This window comes from Caldisericia bacterium (assembly GCA_026414995.1).
Taxonomy (GTDB): domain Bacteria; phylum Caldisericota; class Caldisericia; order B22-G15; family B22-G15; genus JAAYUH01.
Map to the genome: position 1 here is coordinate 82,636 of JAOAHY010000002.1, position 18,863 is coordinate 101,498.

The window sequence follows — 18,863 nt, forward strand, 5'->3', positions numbered from 1 at the left end:
TCCTTATAATAAATAGGGAGGGCTTCTTGCCCTCCCTAAATTGAAAAAATTATGGGTTTACAGTTGTCTTATAAACTTGTTGACCATTTTTAATTTCAATAATAACTGCTGATTTAACAGGGTTTCTATTTTGGTCAAATGTAATTAAACCTGATACACCTTTGAAACTAATGTTTTTCATTGCATCTCTTACTTTAGCTCCATCTGTTGAACCAGCATTTTGAATAGCTGTGAGCATTAAATTCATTGCGTCATAAGCTAGTGCTGCTAAAGCATCTGGGTCTTTTCCAAATTTTGCTTTGTATCTTTTAACAAAATCTTGAACTTCTGCTCTTTGGTCATCTTTTGAGAAGTGGTTTGTAAAGAAACCACCTTCAACTGCTTGACCTCCAATTTCAACTAACTTTGGTGAATCCCATCCATCACCACCTAAGAAATACCCTTTAAATCCAAGTTCTCTTGCCTGTTTCATTATTAAACCTGCGTCATTATAATAATCAGATATATAAATCAATTCTGCGCCTGCTTGAATTAACTTAGTTAATTGTGCTTTAAAATCTGTAGCTCCTGTTGGGTGAGATTCGAAACCTACAATTTTACCTCCAAGTTTTATAAATTGATCTCTGAAGAACTCTGCTAAACCTTTTGTATAATCATTTCCAATATCAAAAACACAACCTGCTTTTCTTACACCTAAATCTTTATAAGCAAAATTAGCACCAACTGTTCCTTGGAATGGATCAATGAAACATGCTCTGAAAATATAATCACCAACTTCAGTAACTTTTGGATTTGTTGATGTTGGTGAAATCATTGGAACTCCTTTTGCTTGACAAATTGGCGCACCTGCAAGAGAACACTTACTCATAACTGTTCCAACAATTCCAACAACCTTATCTTGCTCAATTAGTTTTGTAAATACTGTGGCTGCTTCTGTAGGATCTCCTTTGTCATCCTCAAAAATAAGTTTAATTTTTTTGCCCAAAACACCACCTTTTGCATTCCACTCTTCAACTGCTAACTCTTCACCTTCTCTTGTTGAGAGTCCAAAAGTTGCTGCCTCACCTGAAATAGGTCCAACTCCACCAATTTTAATTTCTTCTTGGACCTGTGGTTTCTCCTCTTTTGGTTTGCAAGCATTATTTAAGCCTGCAACTCCTAAAATTAAAACTAAAACAACTAAAATTAAAGTTAACCTCCTCATGGTGCCCTCCTTACTTGGGTATTAAATTAATTATATTAGCATATAAAATATTTTTGTCAACTTAAATGAATTTTTATAATAAAATATTTATCTTAATTATTAAAAAATTATATTAAGACAAAATTCTATTTTTAATACTCTTCTTTTTCCTTTTTTGCTTCTTTCGATTCTTCTCCTTTAAAGTTTTTATATTTTAAGTACCAATTTTCACCTTGATCTTCTATTTCAATATTCGCAAAACTCTGGAAATAAGGATGTTCAAAGAATGGTACAGCCTTAACTGATGCATCAAAAAGTTTGTAATATCTTTCAACACCTGTTGTTTTAAGCCATAAACTCATGCTTGCTGTATCAGGGAAAAATTTTGTAAATTCTTTCCAAACTGCTCTTCCAGCAAGAAAACCACTAGCACCACTTTCGCTTGCAATTTCAACATTAATTAAAAACTCCTCAATATCAACACCTGCTGATAAAATTACCCATGGTATTCTTGAAACATCTGTTATTGACTCACAAAATTCATATGCATCATCAATTGTAAAAACTGCATCTCTCTCTTTCCCATCAAAAGCACCCCAAGAAAAATCATCAACATATTTAAGATCAACTGGAAATTCAAGTTTTAAAATATCAACACCATATTCTTCTTTTGAGAACTCCTCAACAGTTTTCAAAACAATTTCTGGTTTTTTTCTAATAAAGTTTGTTTCATTTTCTATTTCATCATCTTTAAATGGATAACTCATTGGTTCTAAAACAAATGGAAAATCTAATCTTCTGGCTTCACTTCCTATCATTCTAACTATATTTTCTTGATTTTCTTTAATTTCAGGAGAAGAATCTGGTCTGTAGTATAAAAGAAGTTTTACTGCATCAGCTCCAGTTCTTTTAATTTTTTCTACACTCCATCCTTCAAGAATTGGAGTTAATTTTTCTCTATTTTTGTAGCCACTATCTTTAGTACCACTTTCTTCAATAGCAAGAAGAAGTGCTGAATCTCTATCTAGAAATTTTATTCCTTCTGGTAATCCATACTGTGGGTCTGTTAGAGTTGCAGAAAAATAAGGAGAAAGATATTCTATAACAAGTCTTTTTGCAATAGCCATATCTTCATATTTTATCTCTTTTGAATCTTTACCAATTGTTTTTGCTAACATTTTCCTTAATGAACCTCTTTGATCTATTGCAAGCATTCTAAATCTGCCTGAATCATCTGCTAATCTTCTTAAACCTTTAAATTTTCCTGGTGTTAATAATCTTTTTTCCATTATCAATTCCTCCTTTAATTTATTATATCTTAAACATATTACCCTTTTCTCTTCCAAGTTCAAAAGAAATTTTATTTAATTCTAAACTTTTTCCTTTGAAATTATTTTCAAGGACTTTATAATAATTTTCCAATTTGAAATTTAGAGGATTTATATATGAAAAAAGACCAAAAATAAAAGAGTTTAGAGTATATGCAATTTTCATTTCTTCTAACAATTTTGTTCCATTAATAATATAAAGTTTATCAGTTATCTTTCTTAAAGATTCATAAATTTTTTCTTTATCAGGATAAGTTGAGATTCCTAATGAAACAGTAAATGGTATTATTTCACTATCATTAATTAAAATAATTGAATTGTTTTTTATTTTATGAATATATCTTAAGATTTCAGATGGTTCTAATGAAATCAAAAGATCGCCTTCTCCATCTTCAAAAATTGGACTTAAAATATTTCCAATTCTTACTTCAGAAAAAACTGAGCCACCCCTTTGAGCCATACCATGAATTTCACTCATTAATGCATTATTATTTTCAAGAATTGAAACTTCACAAATCATCTCAGCAAGTTTTAAAACTCCTTGCCCACCAACACCAACAATTAAAATGTTATATTCATTCATTTTCTCACCTCAATTGCATTAAATGGACAAACTTCAGCACAAACACCACAACCATCGCATAAAACTTCATTTATTTTTATTTTTTTATCTTCTATATAAATTGCAGGACACGAAAATTGTCTTACACAAATAAGACAATTTCTACATTTTTCATCATTTATTAAATATTTTATAGAGAACCCTTCTTTTCTCATTCTATCATCGCGAATTAAAGCACACTCTCTTCTAGCAACAATCACTTTAACTCCCTCCTCTTTAAGAGCTTCTTCAATTGCATTCATACTTTCTGTTAGATTATAAGGATCAACTACCTTTACAAATTTTATTCCGATTCCTTTAATTAAATCCTCAATATTAACTTTTGGAGCAACATCTCCCATCCCGTCTATGCCTATTCCTGGATTTGGTTGATGACCTGTCATTGCTGTTGTTTCATTGTCGAGAATAATAAGTAAAAAATTATCTTTATTATAAAAACCATTAACCAAAGGAGGAATTCCTGCATGGAAAAACGTTGAATCTCCTATAAATGCAATAACTTTTTGTTTTGTTGATTTTGATAAACCACATGCAACACCAATTGAACTTCCCATAGAATAACATGTATCTGCCATATCAAATGGCTTCCCAATTCCAAGAGTATAACAACCTATGTCTGACGGAAAAATTGCATCCTTTATTTTTAACTTTCTTAACACTTTAAAAACTGCATAATATGTTGCTCTATGTGGACATCCTGGACAAAGAACTGGAGGCCTTAAAGGTGGTGTTATTCCTTCAATTTTAAATAACTTTTTTTCATTTTCTTTTCCTAGGAAATTAAATAAATAATTTTTAACTCTATCTGGATTATATTCATAAAGATTTGTAAATATTTTTTCATCTTTTCCAAAAATTTGTGTTTTTATATTATTTTTTTCTTTTATAACTCTTATCTCATTCTCCAAAAAAGGCTCTAATTCTTCAACAACTATTATATTTTCATAATTTTCTAAAAATTTTTTAATTTGTTCTTCAGGAATTGGATTTGTAAATCCAAGAGATAGAATATCAAATGGTAAATTATATTTATTCACAATATCAACAACATAATTTGAGGAAATACCAGAAGTAATTATTCCATATTTTCCATTATTTTTGATAACAAAATTAAAAGGTGAAACTTCTACTTCATATTTTATATTATTTATTTTTTCAACTAAATTTTTATGCAAAACTCTTGCATTTGCAGGAATTGGTACAAATCTATTAGGGTTTTTATTAAAATAAGGATTTCTATCAAGATATTCAATTTTTTCAAGTTCAACAACTCCTCTCATATGTGATAATCTAGTTGTTGATCTAATTAAAACTGGTATCTCATATTTCTCAGAAATCATAAAGGCATATTTAATTAACTTTCTTCCTTCATCAGGGTTTCTTGGTTCAAGCATAGGAACTCCTGCAAATTTAGCAAGAATTCTATTATCTTGCTCGTTTTGAGATGAAAACATGCTTGGATCATCACAAGAAATAATTACAAAACCACCAATTGTTCCAAGATACGCTGAACTCATAAATGAATCCATAGCAACATTAAGTCCTACATGTTTAAAAAATGTCATGCTTCTTATGCCAGAAAGAGAAGAAGATGCAGCAACTTCAAATGCAACTTTCTCATTAATTGAAAATTCAAAATAAAAATTCATCTCTTTTGCTATTTTACTTAATATATTTCCTATTTCAGAGGATGGTGTTCCAGGATAAGTTGCTGCAACTTTTCCTCCTCCTTCAAGAAAACCTCTTGCAAAACTTTCATTACCGAGAAGAAAAACTTTCTTCCCAGTCTCATTTGAAATTAATTCATTCAATTTCATATATCCTCCTATGGTATACAATGCAAGGGTATATTTAAAATTTTTCCTTCTAAATCTCTAACTTGTAAATTTTTATAATCTATAAATTTTATTCCATAAACTTTTATCTCTTTTCCAGTTAAATTAATAATAAATGGCTCTTCAAAAATATTAAAATTCTGTTCTATATCTTCTATAATAAGATTTAAATTTTCATTTTCAAAATTATTTAAATTTTTCTTTAATTCCTTTAAAAAAAGACTTAAAATTTCATCAATAAAGAAAAATTTTTTTGTCTCTATATATAAAGAAGTTGTTCTATTTATTAAATCTTTTGGAAAATCATCAATATTTTGATTAACATTTAAACCAACTCCTATAATTTCACCTAAGAGAAATTTATCTTTAAAATAACCCTCAGAAATTACACCGCAAACTTTTTTATCATTTAAATATAAATCGTTAGGAATTTTTATTTTAATACTCTCTATTCCAATTTTTTTCAAAACTTTTGCCATAGAATAAGTAACTAAAATTGGTAAAAAATATATATAATTGAATGGCTTTAAAGAGAGAGAAAAATAGAGTCCACCTTTTTCAGAAACCCAAAATGCCCCCTTTCTTCCTCTTCCTTTAGTTTGAGTTCTTGAAACAACAATTTTGTTTAGAGAAAAATTTTCTTTTAAATAATCTTGAGTTGATGTTATCTCATCAAAAATTTCTATTTTATAATCCTTTTCATCTATAACATCAATATTAAATTCGCTATAAATTTCTTTAAGGAAGGCATAAGATTTAATTTTTTTTACACCTTTTTTATCTACTTTTTCATAAATTTCGTCTATTCTCCTTTTGTTTTTGGGATTGATTATGTATTTATTAATTTCAAAAAGAGGTATAACAACAAATCCTCTATTTTCAAAAAATTTATGTGGAACAATTAAATTTTCTTTTTCTATTATTTTATCTCCATATAGAATTATATCTATATCAATTTCTCTTGGACCCCATTTAAAACTTTCACATCTTCCAACTTTTTTCTCAACTTCTTTAATAAATTTTATTAATAATTCTGGATCTAATTCAGTTTCTCCCTGAATTACAATATTCAAAAACTTATCTTGATCTTTATAGCCCCAAGGCTCTGTTTCATAAAGAGAAGAGATTTTTTTAATTTTGATTTTTTCTCTTATATAAAAAATTGCTCTCTTTAAGAAGTATTCTTTTGGCTCAATATTGCTTCCAAGAGATAAAAAAATCTCCATTTAAATTTCTCTTAAAACAATTTCTCTTTCAACTTCAACTATATTTTTAGGTTTTTTCATTTTTTCAAAATTACTTTTTGTTGATATATAAAAAGCAAATTTTAAACTATCAAAAAAGTTAATTCCTTCATCTAGATAATAAGAAAGTGATGCAATAAAAGTATCTCTGATAAAATCATATGAAGTGTCTTTAAGGATCTCCTTAGATAAAAGATTAAAAAATTTATCTTCATAATTGAAAATAATATTTCCTTTATCAACAGTTATAATGAAATATTCTGGTCTTACATCATTATAACTTTTAAACCTTTTAATTAAAGAAATAAAACTTGAACCAGTAAGAATATCAAAATCTTCTTTATCAATTCTTGCAATAGCTGGTTCTGCCCTTAATCCTTCTTTAAGCATCTCACCTTTTGCATCAAAAATAACTAATTTTTCTTTATCTTTTGAAATTTGAATTAAGTGTTTAAAAATGTCTTTACATATTCCATTTGGGGTTCCATCTGTTAAAAGAATTATATTATAATCTTTAACTTTATCTCTAAATTTATCCTCAAAATTCTTTATGTCTACTGGAGCAATGACAGGGTCCTTTTCATAAAAATCCGTCTCAACACCTCTTTCATCAAAAATTTCTAAGTGAACTGGGTTTTCCTCGTCTGAAAAAATATAATCAAAATCTATTTTTTCAGAAAATAAAGATTCCTTTATGAATTCTCCATTTTTACCACCAATAATACTTAACACTGAAACATTGCCACCTAATTTTTTAATATATCTTGCAGCATTAATACCTCTACCCCCAGGTTTTTTACTAACAATTTCCAATTGATTTTTACCACCAAGTTGAAATTTCTTAAGGTTTGCTTTTTCCTCGACAAAAGGGTTTAAAATGACAGATAGTATCATAATTACATCACTCCCTTTTAACTAATGTTTTTAGTCTCTTTTTTAATTCAAAAATTTTGTCTCTAATTTTTGCTGCCTCTTCAAATTCTAATGTTTCTGCTTTAAGATGCATCTCTTCTTCAAGTTGAGTTATTAGAGATTCAATATAATCTAAACTCATACTTTTTTCGCTCTCTTTAACAAAAATATCTATTTCTTCTTTTTCTTTATATGGTAAATCTATTAACTCTTTTACTGCTTTTCTAACACTTTCTGGTTTTATACCATGTTTAATATTATATTCCATCTGGACCTTTCTTCTTCTATTAGTTTCATCTATAGCTTTTTTCATAGATTCAGTTATTTCATCAGCATACATAATAACTTTACCACTAACATTTCTTGCTGCTCTACCAATAATTTGAATTAAAGATGTGTGAGATCTTAAAAATCCTTCTTTGTCAGCATCTAAAATTGCAACAAGTGACACTTCCGGAAGATCTAAACCTTCTCTAAGTAAATTTATTCCAACAAGACAATCAAATTCACCTTTTCTAAGGTCTCTTATAATTTCAGCTCTTTTTATTGTATCGATATCAGCATGAAGATATCTTACTTTTATTCCTCTTTCATAAAGATATGTTGCAAGATCTTCTGCGACCCTCTTTGTTAAAGTTGTAACTAAAACTCTTTCATTTCTACTAACTCTCTCATTAACCTCTTTTATCAAATCTTCAATTTGATTGTCGCTCTTTCTAACCTCAACTTCAGGATCAATAAGACCAGTAGGTCTTATTAGTTGTTCTACTACTTGTTCTGAAATTGAAATTTCATAATCAGATGGAGTCGCAGAAACAAAAATTATCTGATTTGCTTTTTCTAAAAACTCTTCATATTTTAAAGGTCTATTATCAAGACATGATGGTAATCTAAATCCATATTCAACAAGAGTTTCTTTTCTTGATCTATCTCCATTATACATTCCCCTTAGTTGTGGAACTGTAATGTGAGATTCGTCAATGAAAATAAGAAAATCTGATGGGAAGTAATCTATAATAGTATATGGTGGTTCACCAGGTTTTCTTCCTGATAGGTGTCTTGTATAATTTTCAATTCCTTTAACATAACCTGTTTCAAGTAACATCTCAATATCAAAATTTGTTCTTTGTTGCAACCTTTCTGCCTCAAGATATTTTCCTTGTGATAAGAAATACTCAACCCTTTCTTTCAATTCTTTCTTGATACTCTCAACTGCTTTAAAAATTCTTTCCTCTGTAGTTAAGAATTGTTTTGCTGGAAAAAATATAAAATTTTCGACTTCTTCAATTTTTGTTGATAATAGTGGATCAATTAAATAAATGTTATCTATTGTGTCTCCAAAAAATTCAATTCTAACTGCATAATCAGTATCTATTGGAAAAATATCTACAATATCTCCTCTAACTCTAATTTTACCTCTTGAAAAATCAATATCATTTCTCTCATATTGAAGCATTACTAAATTTTTTATTAGTTCTTTTCTTGAAATTTTTTCTCTAACTCTTACTTCAATAAGTCCCTTTAAAAATTCAGTTGGATCATCCCAACCATAAATACACGAAACAGAGGAAACAACAATTGTATCTCTTCTTTCCATTAAACTTCTCAAAGTTTTATGTCTTAATTTAACAAGATCTTCATTTATATCAGCATCTTTCTCAATATATAAATCACTTTGTGGAACATATGCTTCAGGTTGATAATAGTCATAATAACTAACAAAATATTCAACCCTATTATATGGAAAAAGATCTCTAAATTCAGAGTATAGTTGTGCTGCTAGAGTTTTATTATGACAAATAATAAGTGTAGGTTTATTAACTTGAGCGATAACATTTGCCATAGTATAGGTTTTACCTGAACCTGTAACACCAAGAAGGGTTTGAAATCTAAACCCTTTCTTTACTCCTTCAACTAATTTTTCTATTGCCTGAGGCTGATCACCTTTTGGCTTATATTGAGAAACAAGTTTAAAATTATCTTCGTTCATAAATGCAATTATAATTTTAAATGATTTTTTAAAAAACTCAAGAGAAAAAATTTGTTAAAAATTAAACAAAAGAAGAAATTTTTATTGTGATATAATTTTAAATTATGAAAATAGATGTTCTTGTTGTTGAAATTGGTTCTACTATAACAAAAGTTTCTGCTTTCCAAAATTTAAAATCAAAAAATCCAATTTATCTTGGAAAGGGTATTTCTTACACAACAGTTAACGAAGGAGACATAACAATTGGACTTAATAGAGCAATTGAGGATTTAAAAATTAAACTTAATGCTTCTAAAATAAATTGGAAACATATGTATGGGAATTCATCAGCAGCAGGTGGACTTAAAATGACAGTTCATGGTCTTGTTCCTGAAATGACAGCAAAAGCGGCAAAAGAAGCAGCTCTTGGTGCAGGTGCTATTACAAAAATGGTGACTGCAGGTCTTATTTCTCAATATGACTTGAAAAAAATTGAAGAGATAAAACCAAACATAATTCTTCTTTCAGGTGGTGTAGATTATGGTGAAACAAATATAGTTTTAGAAAATGCAAAAAGATTATCAAATTTAAACATTAAACCACCAATAATTTATGCTGGAAATATTGCTATTAGAGAAGAGGTAAAAAGAATTTTTGAAGAAAAAAATTTTAAAATTTATATAACAGAAAATGTATATCCTGAAATAGATAAATTAAATATAGAACCTGTGAGAAGAGTTATTCAAAAAGTTTTTGAGGAGCATATAATACATGCACCTGGTATGGAAAAAATAAGAGATTACATTGAAGGAGAGATAATTCCTACACCAGGTGCAGTTATGAATGCTTTTATTTTATTATATGAAGAAATTGGTGATGTGATGGGTTTTGATATTGGTGGAGCAACAACAGATGTTCACTCAGTTACAGAGGGTAAAATTGATAAAGATTCGGTAGTTATTTATCCAGAACCCTTAAATAAAAGAACAGTTGAAGGTGATCTTGGAGTTTATATATCAAGTGGAAATGTTTTAAATCTTATATCTGATTTAGAAAAAGAAAAATTAAATAAGTATATGAAATATCTTAAACCTATACCCAAAACAAAAAATGAAATTTATATAACAAAAAAACTCGGTGAGATTTGTCTTAAAACTTCTCTTATAAGACATGTTGGAGAGATAAGATTTTTATATACTCAATCAGGAAAAATTAAAGCAATTTATGGAAAAGATTTAAGAAATGTTAAATATGTTATTGGAACAGGCGGAGTTTTAACTCAAATACCATCAATGAAAAAAGAAATGGAAAATATTTTCAAAGGAATTATTGATGAAAGAATTCTTCTTCCAAAAAATCCTAAAATTTTAATTGATAAAAACTATATTTTTTCAAGTATTGGCACCATATCAAAATTATATAGAGAAGCATCTATAAAACTTCTCATTGAATCAATAGGTCTAAAAGACAAAATGTTTTAATATTTTATCTCTATTGACAGAATAAAAATTTACTATTATAATTATACCAACTAGTCGGTATAAAGGAGTATAATAATGAATATTAAGAAATTAAAAGGTGAAGGCACTAAAAAGAAAATAATTGAAGTTGCTACTTATCTTTTTAATGATAATGGATATGATAAAACGAGTGTTCAAGATATATGTGAAAAGGCAGGAGTTAGCAAAGGTGCCTTTTTTCATCATTTTCCAACTAAAGAATTTTTGTTCTTAGAAATTCTTAATGAATTTTTAGAAAAATTAGAAAAAAGAATGATTGATATTGAGAAAAAATCAGATAATATACCCCAAGCAATGATACAAATGACAAAAATTCTTGAAGAGATATTTATTATTTCAGAAGGCAAATTAACAATTTTTCTTGAATTTATGAAACAATCTGAAAAAAATGAAGAAATAATGAAAAATCTTTCAATTCAATTTAAAAAATATGAAAATTATGTTGAAAACTTAATTGAGAAGGGAAAAAGAGAAGGAAGCATTAGAGATGATATTAATTCAAAATTTTTCTCATCATTAATTGTTTCCCTTTCTATAGGAATGATTTTTAGAAAATCTCTCTTTAAAAATGATAAATTAGATTCATTGAATTCATCTAAAAAATTACTTGATTTTATCCTAAATTCAATTAAAAGGAGGATTTAAAATGAAAGTACTTGTAACAGGTGGTTTTGGAAATATAGGAAAGTATGTCATCAAAGAATTAATAAAAAGGAGAATAGATGTAAAAATATTTGACTTAAAAACAAAGAAAAATATAAAAATTGCTAAGAATTTATCTGGAATAGAAATTTTTTGGGGAGATATTACCAATAAGATTGATATTTTAAATGCACTAAGAGATGTTGACTATGTTGTTCATCTTGCATTTATTATTCCTAAAATCTCTTCAACTGAAATTGATATTGATAAAAAACCAAACATTGCAGAAAAAATTAATGTATATGGTACAAAAAATTTGATTAGTTGTATGAAAGAACTTAAATATCCAGATAAAATTATATTTACATCATCAGTTCATGTTTATGGAATTACTCAACACCTTTGTCCTCCAAGAAAAGTTGAAGAAGATTTAAATCCTAATGATCTATATTCTTATCATAAAGTTTTATGCGAAAAAATCATAAAGGAATCTAATTTGAAATATATTATTATGAGATTAGGCGCTTCAATTACTCAAGATTTAAAAATCATTAATTTTGTTAGAGACTTATTCGAAATTCCACTTGATAATAGAATCGAGTATATTCATCCAGAAGATATAGGAGTTGCAATTGCAAATGCAATTGAAAGAAATGACCTTTGGGGCAAAATTTTTAACATTGGTGGTGGAAAAAGATGTCAATATCTTTATAAAGATTTTGTATCAAAAATTCTTGAAGCCATTGGAATAGGAATGCTGCCAGAAAATCTTTTCAGCAAAAATTATTTTGCTGTTGATTTTCTTGATACTGAAGAAAGTGAAAAATTACTCAATTATCAAAAAAGAGATTTAAATGATTATATATGTGATTTAAAGAAAAAATTAAGTTATAGAAGATACTTAATAAAACTGTTTAGACCTTTTATAAGACAATATATAATTTCTAAATCACCAAACTTTTTGCCAAAATGGTCTTTTAAGAATTTTTAATCTTTATAATTTCTGCAATTATACTTATTGCTATTTCATCAGGCGTTATAGCATTTATCTCTAATCCAATAGGTGAATGAATTTTATTTATTTTCTCCTCAGGAAAACCCTCATATTTTAATTTTTCTCTAAATTCATTTGCTTTATTTTTGCTTGCAATTAATCCCAAATAGAATGGCTCTTTTTCTTTTCTCAAAATCTCTTTAACAACACCAAAATCTATGTTATGTGCTCTTGAAACTATAACAATAAAATCTCTTTCTTTTATTTCCATATTTTTTGCAAATTCAATCATATTTTCTTTGAAAACTTTAGCATTTGGAAATCTGTCTTCTTTTGCATATTCCTCTCTATCATCAACTACAATTATTTTAAAAGGAAGATATTTTAAAAAATTATAGAGTGAATATCCAACATGACCTGCGCCAAAAATGTAAATTTTATCTTTTATTCCAATTACATCAATAAATGCTGTAATGCTTCCTCCACAACTCATTCCAAGTTCTCTCAGCTCTTTCGTAATAATTTTCGGTTTTTCTTCTTCTATTGCTTTTACTGCCTCTTTTGTTAAAAAATATTCAAGATTTCCTCCGCCAACTGTTCCTAAGGTTTCTCCATTTTTTGTAACAAGCATTTTAAAACCAGGTTTGCCAGGAGATGACCCTTGAGAATCAACTATTGTAACTATTGAAAAAATCTCTCCTTTTTCAAGCAATTCATTTCCCTTTTTGAAAATATCTACTTCATGCATTATGCTCCTCCTTTTCTTTTATATAAACTTCATATGTATCAATGTCTTTAACTGTATCTGGATCATTAGTTTCTAAATCAAGAACAAGATTTTTATTTCTTGCATTATAAATTATATCTCTTAAACCCTCTTTTTCAGGGTCAAGAGACAAAATTTTATCTTTAAATTTCATAGAAATAAAAGTTGGATGACCTCTTTCACCTTTATAACAAGAAACAATAATTGGAAAACTATCTTTTTTTACCTCATCTATAAGTAATTTTACTGTCTCTTTTTTTAAAAATGGTTGATCCCCTAAAAAAACTATAAAACCATCAAAATCAGATGGAACAATCTTTAAAACTTCTTGTATTGATGTTAGCATTCCCTTTTTATAATTTTCATTTATTATAACATCAAATTTATCTGTTAATAATGTTTTTATAGAATTATAAATCTTTTTATTCTCATAACCCAAAACTATATAAATTTTATCTAAATCGCTATCTTTAAGAGTTTCAATTATTGTTCCTAAAATAGTTGAATTTTTCCAAGGAAGGAGTTGTTTTATTCTTCCTTCCATTCTTCTTCCCTCTCCTGCCGATATTACAATTCCAAAAATTTTCATTTAGCATAAACCTCCTTTAATATATTATTTATCAAATCATTAAATCTCTCAATGGACAAAATTATAATTTTTTTGTTATATCTTTTTAAAACAAAAAGTTCATCTATCTTTAAAATATATCCTAAATCTTTTAAATATTTTTTTATTTTTTCTTTAGTTTTCTCTTCATACAAAAGTAGAATAAAATCACTCTTTATAATCAATTCATCAATTGATGATAAAATTTGGCTTTCTTCAGGAATAGTTAAATTAATTTCATCTAAATTAATTTTATATTCTTTTAAAAAATTAAAAAATTCAACTGGAGTTTTATCATTAATATCTATCTCATCTCTAACCAAAATTATTGAAGTGATAAAATTTTTAATATTACATAAAGTAATAAAATCACTATTGAAAATTATATTTATAATTTTTGACTTTAAAAAATTATTTTCTTTAATAATTTCTATCTCTAAAAATTTTTCATTTTTTATTATAAAACCCTCTTTTGAGAAATTTATTTTAGCATCTTCTATTTGACTTCTGAATAAATCAAAATTTAAAGTTAAAAAGCAATCTATTTTTGATAAAATTTCTACTTTATTATCAAAAATTTTTATCTTAATATTTTCATTATTTAACATTAAGACCTGTTAATATTTTTATTTTTTTGTTATCAATCTCAAATGTTTTAGGCAATCCACCAAAAAGATCACCATCTGCTTGTGTTTTAACAAAATTTTCTCCTTCAACTTCAATTTTTTTACACTTTAAAGATTCCACCCCGCTTATTTTTATATGACCTCCACCAAGATAAACCTTTGGAAAGTGATATAAAAATCTTAATTTTGGCATCTTATGAAAGATAATTACATCTAAATAACCATCTTTTATATCAGATAAAGGAGAAATTTGCATTCCTCCTCCACCATATTTTCCGTTTGCAATTGTTATTAAATATGCTTTAACTTTTTTAATTTTTCCATCAATTTTTAATACAAATTCAGGTAATTTCCAATAATATAAAACATAAAAAAGGCCGAGAAGATAAGATAAAATTCCTAAACCTCTAAATTTTTTATTTGCAATATATGTTACTTCAGCATCAAGACCAATTCCAGAAAAATTTAAAAACCTTGTGCTATCAAGTTTTGGATGATCTATTTCAACAATATTTCCATCGTCTAAAATTAATTGAAGTGCTTTAAATGGGTTTTTTGGAATATTTAAACTTCTTGGAAGATCTCTTCCTCTTCCTGCTGGAATAATTCCTAATACACAATCATTATTTTCAATACCTTGAGCAATTTCTCTTGTTGTACCATCACCACCAACTGAAATTATATACTTGAAACCTCTTTTTATTGCTTCCTTTGCTATTTCTGTAGCGTGTCCAGGATACTCTGTTATCATATACTCAAATTTAATTTTTAATTTTTCTAGAAATTTTTTAATCTTTTTCCAAATTTTAAGTGATTTCCCAACGCCTGCAACTGGATTAATAATAAAATAGTAAATTTTATTTTCATCCATAAACCTTTTCACCTCCAATGTAAACTTCTTTTACTTTTGCATTTAACTTTAATGGATCTCCTTCAAAAATTATAAAATCTCCTAATTTACCATATTTTAAACTACCAATTTTATTTTCCATATTCACACTTTTTGCTGGATTAATTGTGTATGCTTTAAATGCAGAAATTATATCAATCTCTTCATTTCTATAAAACTCTCTTCCATTGATTATCCTTTCTGTAGAAACTCTTATTCCTCTTAATGGATCAATATCCTCAATTGGTGCATCTGTTCCAAAACAAAGAGTTTGATTTAAATCTAAAAATGTTTTAAATGTGTAAGTATATTTTCCTCTTTCACCTAAAAACTTATTTACTTTATAGAAATCAAGAATTATATGTGATGGTTGAACAGACAAAAAGAAATTACCTTTTTTTAAATCATTAAAAAAATTTTCTGAAACTATTTGAGCATGTTCAATTCTATTATATTTATTAATTCCAACCTCTAAAAAAGATTTCAAAACAAGTTCATTTGCCAAATCACCAATTGCATGTACCCATAAACAAAAGCCTTTTTCATTTATTTTTTTAACTAAATCTTTTAATTCTTCATAATCGTAATAACTTAATCCTTTATTTTGAGGTTCATCTATAAAGCCTTCTTTCATAAAACACGTTTTTGAGCCTAAAGAACCATCCATAAAGATCTTTATTCCACCAATTTTTAAAAAATCATCACCAAAGAAACTTCTTAATCCAATTTTTGAAAAGTCTTCAAATTTATTAATAGGAATCGCATTAAATATTCTTAATTTATATTTTTTTTCAATAAGGTGCTCTAAAATATCACCATCCATATTGCATATTGCTGTAATTCCATAGGAGTAGAGTCTTTTAATACCATTTTCAATAAAATTTTTATAATCAACTTTATCTTTGAATCTTTCAAGAACATAATCACCTGCTCTATCTCTTAAAATTCCTGTAGGTTCACCATTTTCATCAATTTCAACTTTTCCACCTTTAAAGATACTGTCTTTTGTAATATTTAAAAAATTTAAAACAGATGTGTTTACCCATACAGAATGTCCATCTCTTCTCTTTAAAATGACAAATCTATTACCAAATATCTCATCAAGATATTTTTTATTAGGTTTAACTTCCCATTTTTCATCATCCCATCCAAATCCAAATATAACATTTTCTTTTGTATCTTTTTCTTTAAGTTTTTTTATAACTAAATCAAAATTATCTAAATTTGTTAAATTAATTTCAAAAAGAGATTTTGAAAATAAACCTAGATGAATATGTGAATCAAAAAAACTGGGTAAAACAAAATTTCCCTTTAAGTCTATTAATTCTTTTTTAAATGGAAGGGTTAAATCGTTCTCGTCACCTAAATATAAAATTTTATCATTACAAACCACAAGGGTCTTTTTTAAATCAAAATTTTCATCATAAATTCTTCCATTATAAAAAACTTTTATCATTTACTTTTAAAAAAGATATACTATAAAAATTATAAAGTATATTAATGAAGTAACCAATAGACTTCTTTTAATTGATAGATTATAAATAAATCTTATTCCTAAAAAGGTATATAAAAAGAGTAAAATTCTTGGAGGATAATAAAAGAAAAATAGTGTTTTATTAAAAGTATCTTCTTTATAGTAAGAAAATAAATAAATTAATCCATACATCATTTTATTTAAAGTTGGATAAAAGAAAATAACCATTATAATGAAAAGAACAAAAGATGGTATAAATATTAGCAATGTATCAATTAAACAAAGTATAAATTTCCTATCTATCCCAAACATTTTTATAAAAACTTTTATAAATAAAGAAATAAAAATTATGAATACTATGTTAAAAATAATTTGTGTTGTTGCCCCATAAAAGACCCTTTTATTTTCAATTAATTTGTTTAGATAAAAAATTAAAAACAAAAAAAGTGCTAAATAAAATGGAACTAAACTTTTAAGAAATTTTCCATCTTTTACCCCCTGAAAACACTTTTTAGGATTTAAAAAAATTAAAATAAGTTCCATGGAAAATTTATAACATAAAAATTTAAAAATAAAAAGGGCTCTGGATTAAAACCAGAGCCCTAAGAAAAGTTTTCTTTTTAATTTTTATTAATATTCAGGCATTGGAGGAGGTGATGCTTTTTCTTTTTCTGGAATTTCTGTTACTGATGCTTCAGTTGTTAAAAGGAGAGATGCAATTGATTCTGCATTTTGGAGAGCAGATCTTGCAACTTTTGCAGGGTCAATTATTCCTGCATCAAGTAGATTTTCAATCTTGTGTGTTTCAGCATTAAATCCAATTCCATCTTTGCTCTCTTTTATTTTTTCAACTATCATAACTCCCTTTTCACCAGCATTATCTGCAATTTGTCTCAAAGGAGCCTCAAGTGCTTTTCTAACAATATTAACTCCTGCAATATAATCAGTATCACCATTTTTGATTTTATCAAGAACCTTTTGTGCATTAATATAGATTACTCCACCACCAGGAACGATTCCTTCTTCGACTGCCGCTTTAGTTGCAGCAACTGCATCTTCAACCCTATGTTTTCTTTCTTTCATTTCAGTTTCTGTTGCTGCTCCAACTTTGATAATTGCAACACCACCTGAAAGTTTAGCTAATCTTTCTTGAAGTTTTTCTCTATCATAATCAGATTTTGTTTCTTCAATCTGTTTTTTAATTTGAGCAATTCTAGCCTCAATATCCTTTTTTGCTCCCTTACCACCAACAATTGTTGTATTATCTTTATCAACTTTAACTTTATCTGCTCTACCAAGCATATCAAGTGTAACATTTTCAAATTTAATTCCAAGGTCTTGAGAAATGACTTGACCACCAGTTAGTATTGCAATGTCCATTAACATTTCTTTTCTTCTATCACCAAAACCTGGTGCTTTTACAGCACAACATTGGAATGTTCCTCTAACTTTGTTTACTACTAATGTTGCTAGCGCTTCACCTTCAACATCTTCTGCAATTACTAAAAATGGTCTCCCAGTTTGAACTATTTTTTCAAGAAGTGGTAAAAACTCTTGAATTCCTGAAATCTTTTTATCTGTAATTACAATGAATGGCTCTCTTAATTCGACCTCCATTTTTTCAGGGTCTGTAATGAAATAAGGAGAAATATAACCTCTATCAAATTGCATTCCTTCAACAAGTTCAACTTTAATATCTAAACCTTGCCATTCTTCAACTGTAATAACACCATCTTTACCTACTTTTTCCATTGCATTTGCAATTGCTTCACCAATTTTTGGATCTTTTGAAGAAACTGTTGCAACTTCTGCAATTCTCTTTTTCTCATCAACCTTCATTGCGACTTTTTTAATATACTCAACTACCTCTTTTACTGCGTCATCCATTCCTCTTTTAAGAAGAACTGGATTTGCACCTGCAGATACTAATTTAAGACCTTCATGAATCATCTCTTGTGCTAAAACTGTTGCTGTGGTTGTACCATCACCAGCAACATCATTAGTTTTTGAAGCAACTTCTTTTAGAAGTTGGGCTCCTAAATTTTCAAATGGATCTTTAAGTTCGATCTCTTTTGCAATCGAAACTCCATCATCAGAAACAACAGGAGATCCAAATTTTCTTTCAAGAACAACATGTCTTGCTGTTGGTCCAAGTGTAACCTTTACAGTATTTGCAACTGCATCAACTCCATCAAGCAATTTTTTTCTTGCATCTTCACTGTATAAAATTTGTTTTGCTGCCATATTTCACC

At 27.4% G+C, this 18,863-nt stretch carries 17 protein-coding genes; 3 read left to right on the forward strand and 14 right to left on the reverse strand.

The window, feature by feature from the left end; all coding sequences use genetic code 11:
• Positions 1 to 49: 49 nt before the first annotated feature.
• The 7 genes from N3D74_01350 to uvrB form a co-directional block, all read right to left on the reverse strand.
• Positions 50 to 1,204 carry an ABC transporter substrate-binding protein gene (locus N3D74_01350; protein ID MCX8094825.1) on the reverse strand — a complete coding sequence of 385 codons (1,155 nt, stop codon included), beginning with the start codon at positions 1,202 to 1,204 and terminating at the stop codon, positions 50 to 52.
• A 131-nt stretch (positions 1,205 to 1,335) separates the two neighbouring features.
• Entirely contained in the window at positions 1,336 to 2,472 is a 1,137-nt protein-coding gene (locus N3D74_01355; GenBank protein MCX8094826.1) for a tagatose 1,6-diphosphate aldolase, read from the reverse strand.
• A 22-nt stretch (positions 2,473 to 2,494) separates the two neighbouring features.
• Entirely contained in the window at positions 2,495 to 3,094 is a 600-nt protein-coding gene (locus tag N3D74_01360; protein MCX8094827.1) for an indolepyruvate oxidoreductase subunit beta, read from the reverse strand.
• The gene (iorA, locus tag N3D74_01365; protein ID MCX8094828.1) at positions 3,091 to 4,950 is read right to left on the reverse strand and encodes an indolepyruvate ferredoxin oxidoreductase subunit alpha; all 1,860 of its coding nucleotides are present in this window, start codon (positions 4,948 to 4,950) and stop codon (positions 3,091 to 3,093) included. Before iorA ends, N3D74_01360 begins: the two co-directional genes overlap by 4 nt.
• Positions 4,951 to 4,958: 8 nt before the next feature.
• Positions 4,959 to 6,194, reverse strand: a complete 1,236-nt coding sequence (locus N3D74_01370; protein MCX8094829.1) for a biotin--[acetyl-CoA-carboxylase] ligase — start codon at positions 6,192 to 6,194, stop codon at positions 4,959 to 4,961.
• Positions 6,195 to 7,106: a PfkB family carbohydrate kinase gene (locus N3D74_01375; GenBank protein MCX8094830.1), complete on the reverse strand. Its 912-nt coding sequence runs from the start codon at positions 7,104 to 7,106 to the stop codon at positions 6,195 to 6,197. It lies immediately after the preceding gene.
• 7 nt (positions 7,107 to 7,113) lie between these two features.
• Positions 7,114 to 9,114, reverse strand: coding sequence for an excinuclease ABC subunit UvrB (gene uvrB, locus N3D74_01380; GenBank protein MCX8094831.1), 2,001 nt, complete (start codon positions 9,112 to 9,114; stop codon positions 7,114 to 7,116).
• Between the two features lie 104 nt (positions 9,115 to 9,218).
• Here uvrB and N3D74_01385 point away from each other — a divergent pair, with 104 nt between their 5' ends.
• The 3 genes from N3D74_01385 to N3D74_01395 all read left to right on the forward strand — a co-directional run bounded on the left by N3D74_01385 (position 9,219) and on the right by N3D74_01395 (position 12,246).
• On the forward strand, positions 9,219 to 10,574 hold the full coding sequence (locus N3D74_01385) for a GlmL-related ornithine degradation protein (GenBank protein MCX8094832.1): 1,356 nt from the start codon (positions 9,219 to 9,221) through the stop codon (positions 10,572 to 10,574).
• A gap of 75 nt (positions 10,575 to 10,649) precedes the next feature.
• A complete protein-coding gene (locus N3D74_01390) occupies positions 10,650 to 11,258 on the forward strand; it encodes a TetR/AcrR family transcriptional regulator (GenBank protein ID MCX8094833.1) in 609 nt (202 codons plus the stop codon).
• 1 nt (position 11,259) lies between these two features.
• The gene (locus N3D74_01395; GenBank protein MCX8094834.1) at positions 11,260 to 12,246 is read left to right on the forward strand and encodes an NAD(P)-dependent oxidoreductase; all 987 of its coding nucleotides are present in this window, start codon (positions 11,260 to 11,262) and stop codon (positions 12,244 to 12,246) included.
• Here N3D74_01395 and N3D74_01400 read toward each other — a convergent pair.
• The 7 genes from N3D74_01400 to groL all read right to left on the reverse strand — a co-directional run bounded on the left by N3D74_01400 (position 12,233) and on the right by groL (position 18,855).
• The gene (locus tag N3D74_01400) at positions 12,233 to 12,997 is read right to left on the reverse strand and encodes an XdhC/CoxI family protein (protein ID MCX8094835.1); all 765 of its coding nucleotides are present in this window, start codon (positions 12,995 to 12,997) and stop codon (positions 12,233 to 12,235) included. The two genes, N3D74_01395 and N3D74_01400, sit on opposite strands and share 14 nt — an antisense overlap.
• Positions 12,990 to 13,604, reverse strand: coding sequence for a nucleotidyltransferase family protein (locus N3D74_01405; protein MCX8094836.1), 615 nt, complete (start codon positions 13,602 to 13,604; stop codon positions 12,990 to 12,992). Before N3D74_01405 ends, N3D74_01400 begins: the two co-directional genes overlap by 8 nt.
• Positions 13,601 to 14,230 (reverse strand): hypothetical protein, encoded by a 630-nt coding sequence (locus tag N3D74_01410; protein ID MCX8094837.1) that lies wholly within the window; start codon positions 14,228 to 14,230, stop codon positions 13,601 to 13,603. Before N3D74_01410 ends, N3D74_01405 begins: the two co-directional genes overlap by 4 nt.
• Positions 14,220 to 15,119: a diacylglycerol kinase family lipid kinase gene (locus N3D74_01415; protein ID MCX8094838.1), complete on the reverse strand. Its 900-nt coding sequence runs from the start codon at positions 15,117 to 15,119 to the stop codon at positions 14,220 to 14,222. Before N3D74_01415 ends, N3D74_01410 begins: the two co-directional genes overlap by 11 nt.
• Complete coding sequence (locus N3D74_01420; protein ID MCX8094839.1) at positions 15,112 to 16,593, reverse strand: amidohydrolase; 1,482 nt, start codon at positions 16,591 to 16,593, stop codon at positions 15,112 to 15,114. The genes N3D74_01415 and N3D74_01420 overlap by 8 nt, the downstream gene beginning before the upstream one ends.
• Positions 16,594 to 16,599: 6 nt before the next feature.
• Positions 16,600 to 17,154 carry a hypothetical protein gene (locus N3D74_01425; protein MCX8094840.1) on the reverse strand — a complete coding sequence of 185 codons (555 nt, stop codon included), beginning with the start codon at positions 17,152 to 17,154 and terminating at the stop codon, positions 16,600 to 16,602.
• An 87-nt stretch (positions 17,155 to 17,241) separates the two neighbouring features.
• Positions 17,242 to 18,855 (reverse strand): chaperonin GroEL, encoded by a 1,614-nt coding sequence (gene groL / locus N3D74_01430; protein ID MCX8094841.1) that lies wholly within the window; start codon positions 18,853 to 18,855, stop codon positions 17,242 to 17,244.
• Positions 18,856 to 18,863: the final 8 nt, after the last annotated feature.

Coding starts and splice junctions, on each gene's coding strand:
- N3D74_01360 (MCX8094827.1), bottom strand. CDS start 3,094: ATGAATGAATATAACATTTTAATTGTTGGTGTTGGTGGGCAAGGAGTT.
- iorA (MCX8094828.1), bottom strand. CDS start 4,950: ATGAAATTGAATGAATTAATTTCAAATGAGACTGGGAAGAAAGTTTTT.
- uvrB (MCX8094831.1), bottom strand. CDS start 9,114: ATGAACGAAGATAATTTTAAACTTGTTTCTCAATATAAGCCAAAAGGT.
- N3D74_01425 (MCX8094840.1), bottom strand. CDS start 17,154: ATGGAACTTATTTTAATTTTTTTAAATCCTAAAAAGTGTTTTCAGGGG.
- N3D74_01385 (MCX8094832.1), top strand. CDS start 9,219: ATGAAAATAGATGTTCTTGTTGTTGAAATTGGTTCTACTATAACAAAA.
- N3D74_01395 (MCX8094834.1), top strand. CDS start 11,260: ATGAAAGTACTTGTAACAGGTGGTTTTGGAAATATAGGAAAGTATGTC.
- N3D74_01400 (MCX8094835.1), bottom strand. CDS start 12,997: ATGCATGAAGTAGATATTTTCAAAAAGGGAAATGAATTGCTTGAAAAA.
- groL (MCX8094841.1), bottom strand. CDS start 18,855: ATGGCAGCAAAACAAATTTTATACAGTGAAGATGCAAGAAAAAAATTG.
- N3D74_01390 (MCX8094833.1), top strand. CDS start 10,650: ATGAATATTAAGAAATTAAAAGGTGAAGGCACTAAAAAGAAAATAATT.
- N3D74_01355 (MCX8094826.1), bottom strand. CDS start 2,472: ATGGAAAAAAGATTATTAACACCAGGAAAATTTAAAGGTTTAAGAAGA.
- N3D74_01405 (MCX8094836.1), bottom strand. CDS start 13,604: ATGAAAATTTTTGGAATTGTAATATCGGCAGGAGAGGGAAGAAGAATG.
- N3D74_01350 (MCX8094825.1), bottom strand. CDS start 1,204: ATGAGGAGGTTAACTTTAATTTTAGTTGTTTTAGTTTTAATTTTAGGA.
- N3D74_01415 (MCX8094838.1), bottom strand. CDS start 15,119: ATGGATGAAAATAAAATTTACTATTTTATTATTAATCCAGTTGCAGGC.
- N3D74_01410 (MCX8094837.1), bottom strand. CDS start 14,230: ATGTTAAATAATGAAAATATTAAGATAAAAATTTTTGATAATAAAGTA.
- N3D74_01370 (MCX8094829.1), bottom strand. CDS start 6,194: ATGGAGATTTTTTTATCTCTTGGAAGCAATATTGAGCCAAAAGAATAC.
- N3D74_01420 (MCX8094839.1), bottom strand. CDS start 16,593: ATGATAAAAGTTTTTTATAATGGAAGAATTTATGATGAAAATTTTGAT.
- N3D74_01375 (MCX8094830.1), bottom strand. CDS start 7,106: ATGATACTATCTGTCATTTTAAACCCTTTTGTCGAGGAAAAAGCAAAC.